At 62.4% G+C, this 18,037-nt stretch carries 10 protein-coding genes; 2 read left to right on the top strand and 8 right to left on the bottom strand.

The genetic code is table 11. From position 1 onward, the window contains the following. Positions 1 to 41: 41 nt before the first annotated feature. On the top strand, positions 42 to 299 hold the full coding sequence (locus HED64_RS14670; protein WP_132357758.1) for a type B 50S ribosomal protein L31: 258 nt from the start codon (positions 42 to 44) through the stop codon (positions 297 to 299). A gap of 180 nt (positions 300 to 479) precedes the next feature. Further along, entirely contained in the window at positions 480 to 1,547 is a 1,068-nt protein-coding gene (gene lplAB, locus HED64_RS14665; RefSeq protein ID WP_168152743.1) for a lipoate-protein ligase LplAB, read from the top strand. A 37-nt stretch (positions 1,548 to 1,584) separates the two neighbouring features. Here lplAB and mtnN read toward each other — a convergent pair whose 3' ends face one another. The 8 genes from mtnN to HED64_RS14625 form a co-directional block, all read right to left on the bottom strand. After that, positions 1,585 to 2,355, bottom strand: coding sequence for a 5'-methylthioadenosine/S-adenosylhomocysteine nucleosidase (gene mtnN / locus HED64_RS14660; protein WP_168152742.1), 771 nt, complete (start codon positions 2,353 to 2,355; stop codon positions 1,585 to 1,587). Further along, positions 2,352 to 2,819: an S-ribosylhomocysteine lyase gene (locus HED64_RS14655; RefSeq protein ID WP_168152741.1), complete on the bottom strand. Its 468-nt coding sequence runs from the start codon at positions 2,817 to 2,819 to the stop codon at positions 2,352 to 2,354. The genes mtnN and HED64_RS14655 overlap by 4 nt, the downstream gene beginning before the upstream one ends. Before the next feature lie 199 nt (positions 2,820 to 3,018). Further along, complete coding sequence (locus HED64_RS14650; protein WP_168152740.1) at positions 3,019 to 4,392, bottom strand: NAD-dependent succinate-semialdehyde dehydrogenase; 1,374 nt, start codon at positions 4,390 to 4,392, stop codon at positions 3,019 to 3,021. A gap of 198 nt (positions 4,393 to 4,590) precedes the next feature. Continuing rightward, a complete protein-coding gene (locus HED64_RS14645) occupies positions 4,591 to 5,343 on the bottom strand; it encodes a 4'-phosphopantetheinyl transferase family protein (RefSeq protein WP_168152739.1) in 753 nt (250 codons plus the stop codon). Continuing rightward, positions 5,340 to 6,140 carry an ABC transporter permease gene (locus HED64_RS14640; protein ID WP_168152738.1) on the bottom strand — a complete coding sequence of 267 codons (801 nt, stop codon included), beginning with the start codon at positions 6,138 to 6,140 and terminating at the stop codon, positions 5,340 to 5,342. Before HED64_RS14640 ends, HED64_RS14645 begins: the two co-directional genes overlap by 4 nt. Next, the gene (locus tag HED64_RS14635; protein WP_168152737.1) at positions 6,137 to 7,132 is read right to left on the bottom strand and encodes an ATP-binding cassette domain-containing protein; all 996 of its coding nucleotides are present in this window, start codon (positions 7,130 to 7,132) and stop codon (positions 6,137 to 6,139) included. Before HED64_RS14635 ends, HED64_RS14640 begins: the two co-directional genes overlap by 4 nt. Further along, positions 7,132 to 7,341 carry an MbtH family protein gene (locus HED64_RS14630; RefSeq protein ID WP_168152736.1) on the bottom strand — a complete coding sequence of 70 codons (210 nt, stop codon included), beginning with the start codon at positions 7,339 to 7,341 and terminating at the stop codon, positions 7,132 to 7,134. The genes HED64_RS14635 and HED64_RS14630 overlap by 1 nt, the downstream gene beginning before the upstream one ends. Before the next feature lie 95 nt (positions 7,342 to 7,436). Then, positions 7,437 to 17,939 (bottom strand): non-ribosomal peptide synthetase, encoded by a 10,503-nt coding sequence (locus HED64_RS14625; RefSeq protein ID WP_168152735.1) that lies wholly within the window; start codon positions 17,937 to 17,939, stop codon positions 7,437 to 7,439. Positions 17,940 to 18,037: the final 98 nt, after the last annotated feature.

Here is an 18,037-nt window from a genome sequence, read left to right as displayed (position 1 = left end):
GGTCGCTGGCAAAATCCAGTGACGCGAGCAAAGGTTACCCCATGAAGGCTAATACCCACCCGCAGTACAACACGATCGTGTTCAACGACCTCGCCTCGGGCGAGAAGTTCCTGACGCGCTCCACCGCTACGAGCAACAAGACCATCGAGTGGGAAGACGGCACCACCTACCCGGTCATCGACGTCGAAATCTCCGCCGCTTCGCACCCTTTCTACACGGGTAAGCAGCGCATCATGGACTCGGCCGGCCGTGTCGAGCGCTTCAACGCTCGCTTCAAGGGCTTCGGCGCCAAGAAGTAATTCTTCGCCTTTGCACCCTGTGATGGGATTCTGCGCTCACGCGCAGGGTCCCATTGCTGTTTAACCCCGCGTTCGCAGATCCGCGAATTCTCGTCGGCGCGCCGCTGGTGATGGCGCCAGGCCCGACACCCGAGACCTGCCTGCACCAGCGAGTTCACCGTGAAGATTAGGATAGAGAGTATGACTATCGGCTACACACACCACGGTGAATACAAGGTTATTGGCGGCAAACTCGTGGTCGTTGACCTGGTGCTCAGCGACGGACTGATCACCTCCGCCTCCGTTAACGGGGACTTTTTCCTCGAGCCCGATGAGGCGCTCTTCGACATCAACGCCGCGTTGGTGGGTCTGCCGCACAATGTTGAGCACGCCGCGGTGCGTGATGCGGTCAACGCAAGCCTCCGTGCCGGCGCAGTCATGTTCGGCTTTGATGCCGATGCCGTGGCTCGGGTGGTTCGTCGGGCCTTGGGCCACGCCACCTCGTGGGCAGATCATTCCTGGCAGATCATCGGCCCCTCGGTCATTGCGGTGACCGAGCAGGTGGCCCTCGATGAGGTGCTCACCCGTCAGGTGGCAGCGGGAACCCGCACACCCACGCTGCGCTTCTGGGATTGGGACGATTCGGCCGTCATCATCGGCTCCTTCCAATCGGTGCGCAATGAGGTGGATGCTCAAGCGGCCGCCGAACACGGCATCCAGGTGGTGCGGCGCATCAGCGGTGGCGGGGCGATGTTTATGGAGGCGGGGAACTGCATTACCTACTCGCTCTACATTCCGGCGTCGTTGGTTGACGGGATGAGCTTTGCCGATTCCTACCCGTTCTTGGATGCCTGGGTCATGGAGGCACTGGCCGAATTGGGCATCAAGGCGCATTACAAGCCGCTGAATGACATCGCCACCGATGTGGGAAAGATTGGCGGGGCCGCACAAAAGCGCCTGGCCGGTGGCGGGGTGCTGCACCACGTGACCATGAGCTATGACATTGACGCGGAGAAGATGCTGCAGGTGCTGCGCATTGGACGTGAAAAGATTTCCGACAAGGGCATCACCTCGGCCGTTAAACGCGTTGATCCGCTCAAGACACAATCCTCGGTAACCCGTGCCGAAATCATCGAGGTCATGATGAACACCTTCACCCGGCGCTACGGCGCCGTCAGCGGTGAGCTGGATGAGGCCACGCGCACCGCAGCGCGTGAACTTGCCGCTTCCAAATTTGCCACCGAGGCCTGGACCGCACGCGTCCCCTAAAGCTATGCGGTCCGGCCCCAGGTTCGGGCCCTAGGGTTTAGGCGGACACCGTGGCGCTGGCCGCGCGCGGTGTCCCGGCGCTGCTCCAGGCGCGCAGAACCGCCAGAGTGATCTCGGTGGAGCGTTCGGCGGCATCATCAACATGCACCAAGAAGTCGGCGTCAGACGCCGGACCGCAGAGGTCCGAAATCCCACGGATGGCCAGGAACGAGGCGCCGAAGGAGGCGCAGGTCTGGGCGATGGCCGAGGATTCCATGTCCGTGGCCAGTACCCCGGTGTACTGCTCCTTGATGATCGGCGCGCGGTCATGACCAACAAAGGAATAGCTGGACACCAGAAGTCCGTGATGCACCGTGCTCACGAGATCCGTTGGAGCCGTTGGCACCTGGCTGATCTTGGCCAGGGCCTCGGGGGTTGAATAGGAGGCGGGCATGCCCGGCACCTGCCCCAAGACGTAGCCGAAGGCGCGCGCATCGGCATCGGCGTTGATGTAGGTATCACCAATCACCACATCTCCCACGCGGACCGAGTCCCCAAGTCCACCAGCACTACCGGCGCTGATGACCAGGGGAAGCGGAGCGTGCGGATCCATGGTTTTGGCGCGCAGTAGCGCCGCGGTGGCGGCACTGGAGGCGTTGACCAGGCCGATGCCACCATGGACAAAAAGGATGTTCAGGTCGTTGATCACACCGCTGCGCTGGATGGAATTGCCGACGTGTTCGGGTTCGCTGAGCATCGTGGCGCGCTCCAGGAAGGGAAGAGTCTCTTCCTCCATGGCGGTGATGATCACTACATCAATGGGGCTCATGCGGTGACCTGTTCCCAGACGGCGCGCTGAGCCAAGAAAGCGCGGGCAGCTGCCTGGGCATCTTCGAGTGAGTGGTTCGCGCCCCAGCCGCACTGGACGTCGTTGGCTGCCGGAACCTCGGTGGCCAGCAGAACATCGGAGAGGGTCGCCTCAATGAGCGCTGCCGCGGCAGCGACGTCGGGTTCACCCTGCAGGATCAGGTAGTAGCCGGTCTGGCAGCCCATGGGGGAGAAGTCGATGACCGCGCCGGAGTGATTTCGCGAGGCCTCGGCAAAAAGGTGCTCCAGGGAGTGGATGGCTTTCATCTCCAGGTGGGCAACATTCGGCTGGGTGAAGCGCACGTCATACTTGGTAATGACGTCGCCCTGGGGGAGGACCTTACGATCCGCGACACGCACATAGGGTGCGGCGACGGTGCGGTGATCGAGGTTAAAGGACTCTACGTTCATGCGTTCAGGGTTCATGATGCTGCTTTCCTGCAGGGGTTGGAACGCGGGGCCAGCTGGCGGCCCGGTTCTTGCTCCTCTAATTCTATCGGGCGAGTGCTGCCCGGCGCCTGCGGCATGGCTTCGCGGCAGGCGCCGATTGCTCGGTGATGGCTCCGGTACGGTGACCGAAAGCACCCGGGGTGGGACTACTTGAACCCCGCCCCGGGATCAGTTATTAGCCGCGGAAGGTGACCAGCTTGCGGTTCACGAACTCCTCCATGCCGTACTTGCCCAGCTCGCGGCCGACACCCGAACGCTTAACCCCGCCGAAGGGAAGCTCAGCGGCGGTCCCGCTGGTCTGGTTGATCGAAACCATGCCGACCTCCAGCTGCCGGGCCATCAAGTGAGCACGGTCCATGTCTTCGGTCTGGATCGAGGCGCCCAGTCCGTAGACCGAGCCGTTGGCCAGGGCAACAGCCTCCTGATCGCCGGCGACCTTGTAGAGCACCGCAACCGGACCGAAAAGCTCTTCGGTGTAGGCGCGCATGTCTTCGGTGACATCGGCCAACACCGTGGGGGCGAAGAATGATCCCTCGCCCTCCAGGGCTGCGCCTCCGGTGAGCACCGTGGCACCCTTGTTGATGGCATCCTGCACCTGGGCGGCTAGGCCGTCTCGGGCCGCGGCCGAGGACATGGGGCCCACGAAGGTCTCCGGCTGCGCCGGGTCCCCCACCGTCATGCCCGACACGGCATCGGTGAAGTTCTCGACAAACTCGTCGTAGACCGATGCGTCGATGATGATGCGCTTGGCGGCGTTGCAGGCCTGGCCGGTGTTGCCGAAGCGGCCCATCATGGCCTGCTTGGCCGCACGCTTCACGTTGGCGTCCTCCAGCACCAAGAACGGGTCAGAGCCGCCGAGCTCCAGCACGACCTTCTTCAGGTTGCGCCCGGCGATCTCGGCCACGGCCGATCCCGCACGTTCGGAGCCGGTGAGTGAAACGCCCTGGACGCGGGGATCGGCGATTACGTCGGCGATCTGGTCGTTGGTGGCGAAGATGTTGACGTAGGCGCCGGCGGGGGCACCGGCATCGGCAAAGATCTGTTCCATGGCCAACGCGGATTCGGGGCACTGCGGGGCGTGCTTGAGCACGATGGTATTGCCGTTCATCAGGTTCGGCGCGGCGAAGCGGGCCACCTGGTAGTACGGGAAGTTCCACGGCATGATGCCCAGCAGCGCGCCAATGCCTTCCTTGCGGATCACTGCGGTGCCTCCGGAGGCGACCTCCAACGCCTCGTCCTGAAGGAACTGTGCTCCATGTGCGGCGTAGTACCTGTAGATCGAGGCGGTGATGTCGATTTCCTTGCCGGATTGGAAGATCGGCTTGCCCATTTCACGGGTGATGATGGCCGAGAGCTCGTCGCGGCGTTCCTCATAGAGGTCAGCGACGCGGTTCAGAAGGGCGGCGCGTTCGGTGATCTGCGAGGTGTTCCAATCGCCGAAGGCCTGGTGGGCGCGGCCCAGAGCGTCCTGGATCTCGGCGTCTGTGGCGGTCGGGTACGTGGCTTCGACGATGCCGGAGGCTGGGTTGGTGACGGCGTAGATACTCATGCTGATACTCCTTGAGTCGAGGATATGTGGTTACCGGCAACCGTATTTCATCGATCCCACCCATGGCCAACTTGACGCTGGCGATGGGTGGGAGAGTCGAATCGGTACCGGGGTGAGAGTTGAGTTCCGCTGTGGGGGTGGCTCGTTGACGTCAGCACTGCCAGCGTTTTTGCCGTGACGGTAGCTGACGCCCAGTTTCTAGGGCCCTTCGAAGGCCGACCTGACGTCCAGTCTGCTGATACTCGGGCGTCCGAATGCGGCAAGTGCTGCCGTGTGGCCGCTCGGTGCCGGCACCCAGGCGATCTGTAATCCGTGCGCTTCGCGCAGCCCGGGGGACTCGATAGTTGCGCTCCATTCCGGCAGGGGTTTGGCGGATGGATGTGGGCCGCGCTGTCCGAGGTGCAACTTGCTCGGCGCGATGAGCAGGCCATGGCCCGTCGCCTTGAGTGCCGCTTCCTTGGCGACCCACACGCGAAGTCGCGCTTCGACGTCGCCGGATGCGAGCTGCCTGCCTTCCGCGGGAGACAGCGCAAAGTCATCGAAATCCTCGGGCAGTTCCCGCGGGATTGCTTCATGGTCCGCCCCAATCGGCGCACCGGCGGATGCCGAGGCGACCATGACGACGTCTCTGACCCGAGAGAGGCTGAGGTTGGTGCCCTCAATGCTCGGCTTCCCATGGGGACCGGCACAGTGCTGACAATGTAAGCGCGGCTCCAAGTTGCGTCCTTGATCGGGAGTCAGACCCAAGGAGCGTGCAGCCATGACCCGGAACAAAACGTGCGCCGCGACATAGCCGTCGGTGTCCCGGGTATCCCTGAACCGTGCGGCCTTAGCCAGTTCCGCCTGGCTGAGCATGCTCTGCCCACCACCAAGGCCGGCTGCTGCGGAGAGGATCTTGGCCGCGGAGGCGATGACGTAGTGAATAGATCCGGACTGCTCGGGGCTCCTCATCGTTTGCTGATCCGCACATATTGCGAAATGGCTAGCGGGGCGAAGAGCATAATGATGGCGGCGCAACACATGACGGCGTAGAGCAACGCGTTGTCCGTTGGCCAGCCGCTGGGGGAGGCAAAGCCCGATGGAGCTGGGTTGCCAAACAGATTTCTTACCGCAGTGGCCACCGCCGTCACGGGATTCCATTCGGCGAAGGCGCGCAAGGGCCCGGGCATGGACTGTACCGAGACGAAAGCCCCGGAAATGAACGTCACGGGAAAGAGCCAGATCAGTCCGAGGCTTTGGGCCACCTCCACGCTGCGTGCCGTCAGGGCAATCACGGCGCCTATCCATGACACGGCAAAAGTGAACAAGAGTAACAAGCCCAGGGCTAACAACGCCGGGCCCAAGCCGTTAGTAATCCGCCATCCGATCGCCAGCCCGCACAATAGCGTCACGCCAATGGAGAGCAGGCTCGTCACCAGATCTGCCGAGGAGCGGCCCAAAATGACGGCGGCTCGAGACATCGGCAATGACCTAAATCTGTCAATGAGCCCGAGCTGGAGGTCTTTGGCGAGGTAGACGGCCGTGAACGAGGCGTTGAAGGTGAGCGTTTGGGCCAGGATGCCGCCGATCAGAAAGGTTCGGTAGTCGGCACCCCCTAGGGTGCCGCCGAATACGAAGGCCAGCAGCAGGACGAACATGACGGGCTGGGCCACGCTTGTCACCATGGCGCCGGGGGTGCGGACGACGTTGCGGAGGTTTCGTCCGGCAATAACCGAACTGTCTCGGATCGCGCTTTTGAAGGTGCTCATGCTTGGAGTGCCTCCTGATTCTCTGCGGCGTGGAGCGACGATTCATCACCTGAGGGCTGGGTTTCGGCCCGCTGGCCCGTCAACTGGAGAAAGACATCGTCGAGGGTGGGGCGGCGGAGTGCGGCTTCAAGGACCTTGACGTCCGCAAATTCAAGTTCTTCCAGTGCCCGCACCAGCATGTGGTGCCCGTCGGGAGCAGCAACGCTGATGGTGCGTGTCTGGCTGTCGATCTCCGGGGCTCTCGAAGCGATCCCGGCCAGGATGGCACCGGCACGCTCCAGATTTTCCGGTAGCGCAGTCACGATGTCGATCCGTTCGGAGCCGATGCGGGACTTGAGCTCGTTGGCAGTACCTTCGGCGATGACGCGGCCCGCATCGATCACCGCGATGTTGTCCGCCAACTGGTCAGCCTCTTCCAAATATTGAGTGGTCAACAGCACCGTGGTCCCGTTGCCTACCAGTGAGGAGATGACGGCCCAGGTGTCCAAGCGACCTCGCGGGTCCAGCCCGGTGGTTGGCTCATCAAGGATCACGACCTCCGGCCGGGCGACAATGGCTCCGGCCAGATCCAACCGGCGTCGCATGCCCCCCGAATAGGCGCCCGCACGCTTTCCGGCCACGTCACTGAGCCTGAACTCGTCCAACAGTTCGTTGGCACGCGCCGCCGAGGACTTACGATTCATTCCGTAGAGCCGGGCCACCATCACCAGATTCTCGAATCCGGTGAGTTTCTCGTCTACTGCCGCATACTGACCGGACAGCCCGATCGAGCGGCGCACACTGTCGGGATCCTTCTTAACGTTGTGGCCTGCGACCGTCACTTCTCCCGAATCAGGTGAGAGCAAGGTGGTCAGTACCCGCACGGTGGTTGTTTTGCCCGCTCCATTGGGTCCCAGAAGTCCCAGGACTTGACCGGGTTCCACCTCTAGGTTTAAGTCGTCCAGAGCGCGGAAGCTTCCGAAATTTTTGTAAAGTCCCTGTACCCGGATCACTAGGACGCCGCGAGTTCGGCCACCGTGCGCGGAGTCATATCGGTCCAGCTACGTGAAACGAAGTCAAGGCATTCCTGGCGGCCGCCGGGGCCATACATCACCATCCAACCGTTGGGAACATCGGCAAAGGAGGGCCAGAGTGAGTGCTGTTGAAGGTCATTAACCAGTACGCGGAAGGTAGCGTTTGTGTCGTCAAATGGATTCGTCATATAAATTCCCTCAGGTTCCTTGCTGGATTGCTGCTGACAAGGGAAGGGCCCGATACGTTGCCGAGGCAACGGCACCGGGCCCCCACCACTAAGAGTTATTCGGGGCCCTCACCCAGCTGGATTGCCAACACCGGCATGATGTGATCGAGCGCACTACCACCCAGCATTTGCGAGTGGCTCGCCTCGACGGGTGTATCGATGATCCGACCGCTCACGAACGGCTCCCACGCCGGCGTTGACGCGCTGCCCTCCGGAACGTTCTGGGTTGCACGGAAGACATACAGCTCGCCGTCGAACACCTGCACCTCGGAATTCCGGATCATCCGGGCCAGCACCTGGAAGTTTTCCACCATGGCGTTCAGGGAATCGATCGGGATGCTGCCTAGCGGATTGTGGTTCTCCCGAAGGATTTCCAACACCCGCTGCCCATCTAAGCTCGCTACCTGATCTGCCGGCACGGAGAAGCCGACGGCGTTCAGGTAGTTCTGCCACAGCTCGGGCCCCGTCCCGATGTCGCTGTTGCGTTCCTGTGCCGTGGGAAAAGCGTCAAGAATACCCAGGAAAGCCACCTCGTGCCCCAATTCCTGCAGCCTAGTGGCCAACCGGTGCACCAGATTCCCGCCGAAGGACCAACCGATCAGATGGTAGGGCCCCTCCGCTTGGACCTCACGGATCCGGGCAATGTAGTCATCGGCCAGCTCGGTGAGCGTGCTCGACCGAAGTCCCTGATCGCTTTGCGGCAGCATCCCTGGCATCTGCAACCCGATGAGCGGCCGTTCCTTATCCAGACGACTCAGCATCGCGGAGTAGCCCCAGCTGACTCCGCTGGCAGGATGAACGGCAAACAGCGGCGCCTTGGCTCCGGTGGTGCGCAAGTCAAGCAGCTGGCGCAGGCTGTCGGCAACGTTTTCCGTCGTGCCCTTTGTTGCTTCGAGCACCAGTTGTTCCACCGTGGGACAGCGGAACAGTGACTGGACCGGCAAATCGGTTCCCAGAGCCTTATTCACCCGGGAGATGAGCGGTTGGGCGAGGAACGAATGTCCGCCGAGTTCAAAGAAGGACTCATCGATCCCCACGCGAGCCAAGGACAGGACCTCTTGGAAGATCCCTGCCACGACGTGCTCCCGCGGAGTTCGCGGTGGCAACCCTGCCCGGCGGTCCTGTTCGGCAGGATCCGGCAGGGCAGCGGTGTCCACCTTTCCATTTGGCGTCAGCGGGATGTGCTCGAGCACAACGACGGCTGCGGGGACCATGTAACCGGGCAGCGTCGAGCGCAGCCGGGATTGAGCTAGGTCAGCCAGCACTAGTGCCTCGGAGGGAGCAAGCTTGCTGCCTCGGGCCGTCTCTGGCACAACGTAGGCGAGCAGTCTCGGGGCGCCAAGAGCCTCACTGAGGTTCACTGTTCCTTCCCTACGGACCACTGCTGCCGCAGCGCCGATTCCGGGAACCTCCCGCAGCGCGCGTTCGACTTCGCCCAGTTCCACCCTGAAGCCGCGAATCTTGACCTGCTGGTCGTTTCGTCCGGCGAAGACCAGTGTTCCGTCGGTGTTCCTAGTGACCAGATCCCCGGTGCGATACATGCGGTCGCCCGGTTTTCCGAAGGGGTCAGCCACAAACCTTTCGGAGGTCAGGTCGGATCGACCCCGGTACCCGCGGGCAAGTTGCGGGCCGGAAAGATAGAGTTCGCCGCGGATGTCCGCTGGCACATGTTGAAGATGTTCGTCTAGGACATAGACCCTCGAGTCCAGGGTGGGTGAACCAAGTACCGGAATCGGAGATCCGTTGGCCGTGGCCGACTCCGCGATGCGCGGCACCTCGGCAATGAGGGAGTCAACCGTGGCCTCGGTGGGACCATAGAGGTTCCAGACCCGCACCGAATCGTTAGTGGAAAGCTCTCTCCACAGGGCCGAGTCGAATGCCTCTCCGCCCAGGGCGAGCCGTAGAGCCGGCAGTCCCGCGCGCTTACGTTCATCGAGCATCGCCGTGAAATCCGGTTCGGCCAACAGCTGTCGCACATAGCCCGGAGTGGTCTCCCACGCCCCGATGCCGTGATCGGCGAAGTACGCTGCTAGGGCCTGTGGATCCAGTCGGACGTCGTCGGTGATCATGTGTAGTTCATGACCGTCGATCATCCACAACATCGGATCCCAGGAGGCATCGAAGCCGACACCCGTGCTGTGTGCCACACGAACGGGTCCTTGTTTATTGCGGTCCCGGTCGTCGGGGAACAGATTTCCACGATGTGACGCAAGCAAGTTGGCTAGGGCGTCGTGACTGATCTCCACGCCCTTGGGCCTGCCCGTGGAGCCGGATGTGAACATGACATAGGCCAGCCCGGTGGGGCTCGCTCCGCCAGGCGCCGGGTGCGTGGGCTGCTGTTGCTTCGTTGTTTCTGTGCCCGTTAGATCCTCCATACTCAGTACCGGAGTGTGGGACATTTTTGCCGAAGCCAGATGCCCGGCCAGTTCCCGTTCCAATCCTTTGGTGCTGATGACTGCGCCTGCCCCGGAATCCTCGAGGATCGCGCTCAGCCGTTCTGCTGGGTAGTCGGTATCCATCGGATTATAGACAGCGCCTGCCTTCAGCACTCCCAAGGTGGCCGCTATGGTATCCAATGATCTGGGCAAGTACACCGAAACCAGGTCTCCTGCCCTGATCCCGGCCGCATGCAAGGCACTGGCCACCTCCGATGCGGCCTGATCTAATTCAGCAAACGACAACGATTCGGCACCGCACACCGCTGCGGTATCGGCACCCTGCCGAGCAACAGTGTCGGCAAAGACCTCCAAGACGTTCGGGGTGGTGCCAGCACTGAGAGCTCCCGTGGTGGAGGCAAGCAGCGAACCAATTTCCTCCGGTGAGAGTAACTCAAGGGTCGATAGGGGGCGGTCCGGCTCCTGCACTGCCAATTGGACAAAGGCTACGAATCGACGCAGCAGCGTGTTGACCGCGACCCCGCTGAACATCGCCGCGTTGTAGTCCAACGTGGCGGCCAGGTGTTGGCCTGAACCAAATTCACGGAACGTGAAGGACAGATCAAACTTCGCATCCCCGGTGCCGGTCTCCGGTTCGGCCACGGCATGAACTCCGGGAAGTATGACTTCGGCACGGTCCGTGGTTTCCACGGTCAGCATGGTTTGGAACACCGGGTGGCGTCCCAGTTCGCGTGGCGGATTGATGGTCTCGACCAGACGCTCAAAGGGAACATCGTCATGGTCGAAGGCATTAAGCACGCTTCGTCGGGCGACATCCAGTAGCTGACGGAAGGTGGGGTTCGCGGAGGCGTCCATCCGTATCGGGACGGTATTGACGAAGAAGCCGATGAGCTCGGCTAGGGCAGGATCGGAGCGCCCTGCCGTAGGCGAACCAATCACCAGATCTGTCCCGGCGCCACTGCGCACAAGGAAACCGCCCAGTGCAGCGTGCAAGGCCATGAAGAGACTGGCGCTTTGTGCCCCGGCCAGCCGGGAGAGGCTGGCTGTTGTCCTCGGATCGAGGGTGAAGGATTGCTGGCCGCCGGGTTGACGAGCCCCCGGCGCGCGTGGACCGTCGGCGGGCAATGCCAGCTCCGGCGGGGCGCCGGCAAGAGATTCCTTCCAGCTGCGCAGCTTGGCTTCCAGCACCGGTTCCGCGCTCTCATCCTCTGCTTCGAGCAGCTGGCGCTGCCACACGGCAAAGTCTTTGTACTGAAGGCCCAGTGCACGCTGCATGGGGCTCGCTCCACTGCAACGGGCGGAATAGGCGGTAGAGATGTCTCTGGCCAGGGGTGCCAGGGAGGCCCCGTCGCTGGCGATGTGGTGGATGACCAGCTGCAGCACCCATTGATCGTGATCAACCTCGATCAGCAGGGCGCGCAGCGGCAGTTCGCTCGAGAGCTCAAAGCCGGTTGCTGCGGCTTGCGCGAGCATTCGCCGCACTTGATCGGGGGACGTGGCCTTGGCGCGAGTCATCATGCCGGTGGCATCGGCAGGATGATGGATCAGTTGCTCGGCCGTTTCCTGGTGGGAGGGGTAGCTGGTTCGCAGTACCTCATGACGGGCCACCAAGTCGTCGATGGCCTGCGCGAGGGCTTCCACGTTGAGCTCTCCGGTGAGCCGCACGGCCAAGGCAATGTTGTAGTCGGCGGACCCGGGGTCAAGCTGGTTGAGGAACCACAACCGTGACTGTGCGTAGGAGAGCGGGATCCGTCCCGCTTGATGATCCTTGTGCTGTTTGGCCCATTGCTGCACCGACGTTCCAGCGGAACGTGCTGGCGAGTTCTCGCTATGCTCGGACACAATGACTTCAAGTTTGGCCAACAATGCCGCCGGGGTGGGGGACTCGAAGACCGCCCGCAGCGGCAGTTCTCTGCCGAAGGCCTCGCGGAGCGCCGCTATGAGCGAGACAGCCAACAGCGAATGACCGCCAAGTTCAAAGAAGTCATCATCTAGGCCCACCTCGGTGGCGCCCAGCACGGTGCCAAAGGCAGCACAGACCTTGAGTTCCTGGACGGTTTGGGGCGCCTTGGATCCGGAGCCGGGAGCAGCCGGTGCGGGAAGTGCCCGTTTGTCCAACTTGCCGTGCGAGGTCAGCGGGATCTCGGCCACCGCGACGAGGACGGCGGGCATCATGTAGGTGGGCAATCGGCGGGCGGCGAAGCTTAACAATTCCTCGGGGGCTGCGGTGCCCACGTAGTATCCAATGATTCGCTCCGCCGCACTGCTCTCAACTACCACCGCGACGCGGTCCACGTTCTCGTGGCCAGCGATCACGCTTTCAATCTCGCCCGGTTCTACCCTGAAGCCACGGATCTTAAGTTGGTCATCGGCGCGTGCCACGAATTGCAGTTCTCCCTCGGGGAGGTACCGCACCAGATCACCGGTGCGGTACATGCGTGAGCCATCGCCATGCGGGTTGGCCACGAATCGACTGGCCGTTTCGGCGGTGCGATTGGCATAACCGGTTGCCATTCCGGCACCGGCCAAGTACAGCTCGCCGGTGACATCGGGAGGAACTGCGGCGAGGTATTCGTCGAGGACATAGCTGGTGACGTTGTTGATAGTGTGCCCGATGTTCGGCACGCTGCCGCTGATACGGGTGAGTACCGAATCAACGGCGAACTCGGTGGGCCCGTAAAAGTTGTAGGCCACCACCCCATCGTGCTCTGCCAGTTGCTGCCAGAGTTGCTCGGATACGCTTTCACCACCCACGGCGAGCGTCAGCGGCGTGCGACGTGGTGTTTGCAACAGACCGGACAGTAGCAACGCACTGACATATGAGGGTGTGCTTTCCAGAACGGTGATGTCGTTCACGGCGCAAAATTCCACCAGCAATTGCGCATTGGTCCGGATCTCGTCGCTGACCATGTGCATGGTGGCACCGGCGATGAGCCACAACATCGGATCCCACGCGGCATCAAAGCCCAGCCCGGCAATATGCGCCACGGAGGCGGTCCCTGCCTCATCGTTGCCGAATGTCTGCGCAAAGATGGTGGTTCGATGTTGGACGTAGAGGTTGGCCAGGGCTCCATGGTTGACGCACACCCCCTTGGGGGTACCGGTGGATCCGGAGGTGTAGATCAGGTAGGCAGGATCCAGTGGGCCCAGTGTCACCGCGGACAAGGCCGCCCGGGCCGATGTGCCGTGCCCGGCCAGCCGCAGTTCGGCAAGATTCCCCTCGGCGATGATCAATTTCGGAGCGCTGTCATCCAGAATCAACCCGATCCGTTCCTTCGGGTAGGCCAGGTCCACGGGAACATACACGCCTCCGGCTCTTAGGACTGCCAGGGCGGCACACGCCACGTCGTTTGTCCGGGGGAGCGCGACGGCGACCCGGTCTCCGGGATTCACCCCGGCGGTGATGAGTCCTGCGGCGAGTTCCTCGACCACCTCGGCCAAGGCGGCAAAGGAGAGGCATCCTGTCGCATCGCTGACGGCAATACGGGTGGGATTTCGGGCCACCGTGGCAGCGAATTCGTCCAGTACTGTGGCGTTTTCGTTCTCCGTCGCGGGTCCGTGCCCCTGGGCTAAGACGAGTGCGGTTTCCTGCGGGGTCATCAGCTCAAGTCTGGACAACGGGGTCCGTGGGTTGGTAGCAAACTGTTCCACTACGTGCTCGAAGAAGGCGGCGATCTGGGTGGCGGTGGCGGCGTCAAAGAGTGCCGCGTCGAAACCCAGGGACCCGCTGATTCCGGCGCCGGGGCCCTGCTCGGCGAGGTCGAGCAGCAGGTCGAATTTTGCGCCGCCGGGTTCTGCGGTATGGTCCGCTTCCGCCTTAAGGCCCGGCATGCTCAGCTCTTCCAGTGCTCCGCTGCTCAGCGTGAGCATGACCTGGAACAACGGGTGTCGATTCTGCGAGCGTACGGGGTTAAGTTCTTCCACGACGCGTTCGAAGGGCGCATCCTGGTTGGCGTAGGCCCGTAAATTCGTGAATCGCACGGCGTCAATCAATTCACCGGCCGTGGGATTATTCGAGGTATCGGTGCGCAACACCACGGTATTAACGAAGAAGCCGACGAGGTTGTCCAGGGCCGTGTCCGGGCGGCCAGCCACGGGGGTGCCAATGGGAATGTCTGTTCCGGCCCCGAGCTTGTTCAGCAAGGCCGCGAATGCTGCTTGGAGCACCATGAACAGGCTGGCGTTATGTGCCCTGGCCAGCGCCGCGAGGCTTTCGTGGGTCGTGGGGCTGATCCGTACCGGCACAGTTGCCGGGCCCCAGGAGCCGGGGCGTTTTCCGCGGGCGTGATCGAACGGGAGGGCAAGTTCCTCAGCTGAACCCTCCAGCTCGTTCTTCCAGAAGGCGAGCTGCCGAGAAATCGGGCTCTTTTCGTCTTCCTCACTGCCCAATTCCTCTCGCTGCCAGAGCGTGTAGTCGGCGTATTGCACGGGCAATTCGGTGAATTGCGGTGCTGTGCGTTCGGTGCGCGCGGTGTAGGCAGTGGATAAGTCGCGCGCCAGCGGAGCCAGCGACCAGCCGTCGGCGGCGATGTGATGCAGGGTCAGCAGCAGCACGTGGTTCCGCGCGTCCAGCTGAAGCAGTGCGGCGCGTAGCGGAAGCTCGGCGGTGACGTCGAAGCCGCGTGCGGATTCGGCGTGAAGAACTTTCTGCAGGTTCGCGCTGGTGGTCTGCACGGCGGCAAGTGGCACCTTGGCGCTATCTGCGCCGAGAATGAGTTGTGCTGGTTCACCAGCGTCAACGGGGAATACGGTGCGTAGGCTTTCATGCCGGGCCACGACGTCGTTGATCGCCAGTGCGAGGGCGGCGACGTCCAGCTGGCCGGAAAGTCGAAGCACGATGGGAATGTTGTAGGCCCCGGATGCGGTGTCGAAGCGGTTGAGGAACCAGAGTCGGCGCTGAGCGTAAGAAAGAGGCAGCGGCGTGGGGCGCAGGTGGCGCCGCAACGGATGGGATTCAGCCGTGGGCGCGCCCAGCGACTGGGCGATGCCGGCAACGGTGGGAAATTCAAAGACGGTGCGTAGTGTCGGGGCGGCACCGTGCATGGAACGCAGCACCGCCACCATGCGCGTGGCAAGCAGCGAGTGTCCACCGAGCTCAAAGAAGTCGTCATCTCGTCCGACGTCATCGATCCCCAACACCTCTTCGAACGCCGTGGCCACCACGCGTTCGGCTTCGTTCCTGGGAGCTGCCGACGTGCTGACGCTTTCGGGTTCAGGCAGCGCCTTGGTGTCCAGTTTTCCGTTTGGGGTCAGCGGGATCAGCGGTACTTGGACGATCGCGGAGGGCACCATGTAGTCCGGGAGAAGCCGGCGGGTGGCTTCGCGCACTGCGCTGGTGTCCACATCCTCATCACTGGTGACGTAGGCCAGCAGCCGGTCGAATCCAGCCCGATTCTTGTTCACCACGACGGCTGCATGGACCACCCCTGGCGCACCGCGCAGTACTTCCTCAATTTCCGAGAGTTCAATTCTGAAGCCCCGGATTTTGACTTGCTGGTCAACGCGACCCAGAAATTCAACCGCCGCATCATCGCGTCGGCGGACCACGTCGCCAGTGCGGTACATGCGCGAACCATCCGAAGCAAAAGGATCGGCAATGAATCTCTCGGAGCTGAGCTGGGGCTGGTCAAGGTAGCCGCGCGCCACATTATGCCCGGCCACGTAGAGCTCGCCGATGGCGTTTCCCGGCACCGGGTTCAGGCCCGAGTCGAGGATGTAATGGCGGCTGTTGGCCACCGAAGAACCCAAATGTGGGGCGCTTCCGGGCTCCATGATCGCCGTCATGCTGTCCACGGTGGTTTCGGTCGGACCGTAGAAGTTGTAGGCCGTGAGTCCCTCGATCTGAGCCAAAATTCCCCACAGTGAGGGGTCGACGGCTTCGCCACCCAGGGCCACAACCGAGGGGTGAATGGCACCCTCGAAGAGCCCTTCGGCAATGAGCACCTTGGCGAAGGAGGGGGTCGTCTCGATGCTGTCGATCCGTTGTTCGCTCAGGTACTGAGCCAGCGCTTGGGGGTCCCTCCTGGTGAGGTCATCTACCAGGTGCAGTTCATGCCCGGCCAGAAGCCACAGGATCGGATCCCACGACGCATCAAAGGACAGGCCCGCCGTGTGGGCGACCTTCAAGGTGCGGCCCAGTCGCGCTTCGGCAGGGCGGAAGATATCTTCGCGGTGGGCAATATAGAGGTTCAGCAGTGCCCGGTGTTCAACTCCGACCGCCTTGGGCCGCCCGGTGGAGCCCGAGGTGAAGATGATGTAGGCCAGATCGTGTTGGCCCGCGGCAGATATTTCCGGCCGGACGACGGGAAATTCGTCGAGAGTTGCCGCCAGGAGCTCGGCGTCGAGCAGGACTTCGGGAACGGGGCTGGTCATCTGGTGCGTGGTATGCGGTTCGGTGAACTGACTGCTGGTGAGCAACAACAACGGGTTGGCATCTTCGAGCATGCCTTCTACCCGACCGCTGGGGTACTCCGGATCGATGGGGACGTACGCGGCTCCGGATTTGAGAATCCCCAAGATCGCCACGGCTAGCCGTGTGTGTCGTCCCAAGCGCACGGCAATCGAGGTGCCGGCGCGAGCACCCCTGCTGCGCAGGTAGTGGGCCAACTGGTTGGACCTGCGGTCAAGTTCGGAAAAGGTCAGTTCACCGTCGGCGGCCACAAGTGCGCGCGCCGACGGCGTGGCCGCGGCGTGGGCTTCAAATTCCTCCGCGACGGTGTGTGCCGGCAGGTTCAGGAGTGTCGCACCGCCCAATTCCAACAGCTCTTGTTCCTCTGCGGGCGTGGTGAGCGTCAGCGCCGCAATCGTTGACTCCGGGGACGCCGTGATTTTCCTGAGCAGGTCGAGCAGGCGCTGTAAGTGGTCCTCAACGGCATCGCGACTGTACAGCTCTGCGTTGGCCTCAAACTGCATGGTGATGATCCCGGTGTCCGAGCCGGGGGTGTCGGTGCTCGGCTGCAGCCCATGGATGACAATTGACAGATCGTCGATGGGCCCCGTGGAGAGAATGTTCATGGAGCCGCTCGCGGATCCAAAGGCGATCTTTTCAATCACTGGCAGGATATTGACCGATGGTCCGCTGTAGGACGTGCGGGAGTGGAGACTTTCCAGCCGGAACTGCTGGTGGATCAGGGAATTGCGCAACGCGGCCGCGGCATTGGCGACGGTATTTTGCACCGTGGCCTCCGGGGACACTTTCATGCGTACCGGAACAACGTTGGACATCATGGACGGCACCGATTTGGCAAGAGCGCCCCGGCGGGCAGTAACAGGTAGTGACAGTCCAATATCTCGCTCGGCGGTCATCTTGTGCAGGTAGATCGCCACGGAGGCGAGGATCGTCGCCGGGGCCGTTGATGCGCCGTTTCTTAGGTTGTCAACGATGTCTTCGGGTAACTGCTTAGAGAGCCGAATCAGCCTGTTGGCCTGGCCGGTGGGGCGTGCGGCTAGTCCCACCGCGGGCCCGTGATGGGACAAGCTATCCTCCCAGAAGGCCTGGTCCGAAGCGGCATGAGGCGAATTGAGGTAGGTGGTTTCCTCACTGAGCAACACATCAAGTGAGGGGAACCGGGTGAGCTTTTCTGGCTCGGTCACAGATGGTGAAGACTGCTCCGCCGTGGAGGCCAGCAGTTGGCGGTAAAGCGCGGCAATGCGCCGCAGCACCAGCACCGCGGAATAACCGTCAAGCATCACATGGTGGACGCGCTGATAAAAAAGGTACCGGGCGTCTTCGATGTGAAAGAGCTCCAAGCGGAGCAACTCGTCGCTGGCCATGGTGCGTGGCGTGGCCAGGTCCTCATCCATCAACACACGGGCACGCTCCAGTGCTCCGCCTTCATGGGATCGGCCGTTTGTGGCCTGCTGGGAGTCCCGCAGATCTGTGAGGTTAAGCTGTACGCGCGATGGATGCAGGATCTGGTGCGGGCCATCGTCGTCCTCGGCGAATCGCACATTCAGGGCGTCCGTTTGCGCAACGGCCGCCTGCGCGGCCTCGGCCAGTACATCCGAATCCAGCTCGCCGTGAATCTCGACATACTGGGCGATTTGGTACATCGGGTTTTCGGGGTCAAGTTCCTGGGCGTACCAGATGCCCCGTTGTGCTGCCGTCAGGTCACGACGTGATCCGGTGTGGACTGAAAATTGGGAATAGGCGTGCTGGGGCATGGTCCTTCTCACGGAGAGCTACGCCCAGCCAGAAGCTGGGCACGGGGATGAATGCCGCGCGGCGCAGAGTGCCGGGCCCGATTCTGGAGTGATCCAGC

It is taken from the genome of Paeniglutamicibacter terrestris, from assembly GCF_012271785.1.
Taxonomy (GTDB): domain Bacteria; phylum Actinomycetota; class Actinomycetes; order Actinomycetales; family Micrococcaceae; genus Paeniglutamicibacter; species Paeniglutamicibacter terrestris.
The sequence above is the reverse complement of the archived record's forward strand: the minus strand, read 5'-3'. Positions and strand labels throughout refer to the sequence as shown.

Excerpts from the sequence above, each read along its gene's own strand:
- HED64_RS14630 (WP_168152736.1), bottom strand. The coding sequence starts at position 7,341 with ATGACGAATCCATTTGACGACACAAACGCTACCTTCCGCGTACTGGTT.
- HED64_RS14625 (WP_168152735.1), bottom strand. The coding sequence starts at position 17,939 with ATGCCCCAGCACGCCTATTCCCAATTTTCAGTCCACACCGGATCACGT.
- HED64_RS14670 (WP_132357758.1), top strand. The coding sequence starts at position 42 with ATGAAGGCTAATACCCACCCGCAGTACAACACGATCGTGTTCAACGAC.
- HED64_RS14645 (WP_168152739.1), bottom strand. The coding sequence starts at position 5,343 with ATGAGGAGCCCCGAGCAGTCCGGATCTATTCACTACGTCATCGCCTCC.
- mtnN (WP_168152742.1), bottom strand. The coding sequence starts at position 2,355 with ATGAGCCCCATTGATGTAGTGATCATCACCGCCATGGAGGAAGAGACT.
- HED64_RS14655 (WP_168152741.1), bottom strand. The coding sequence starts at position 2,819 with ATGAACCCTGAACGCATGAACGTAGAGTCCTTTAACCTCGATCACCGC.
- HED64_RS14650 (WP_168152740.1), bottom strand. The coding sequence starts at position 4,392 with ATGAGTATCTACGCCGTCACCAACCCAGCCTCCGGCATCGTCGAAGCC.
- HED64_RS14640 (WP_168152738.1), bottom strand. The coding sequence starts at position 6,140 with ATGAGCACCTTCAAAAGCGCGATCCGAGACAGTTCGGTTATTGCCGGA.
- lplAB (WP_168152743.1), top strand. The coding sequence starts at position 480 with ATGACTATCGGCTACACACACCACGGTGAATACAAGGTTATTGGCGGC.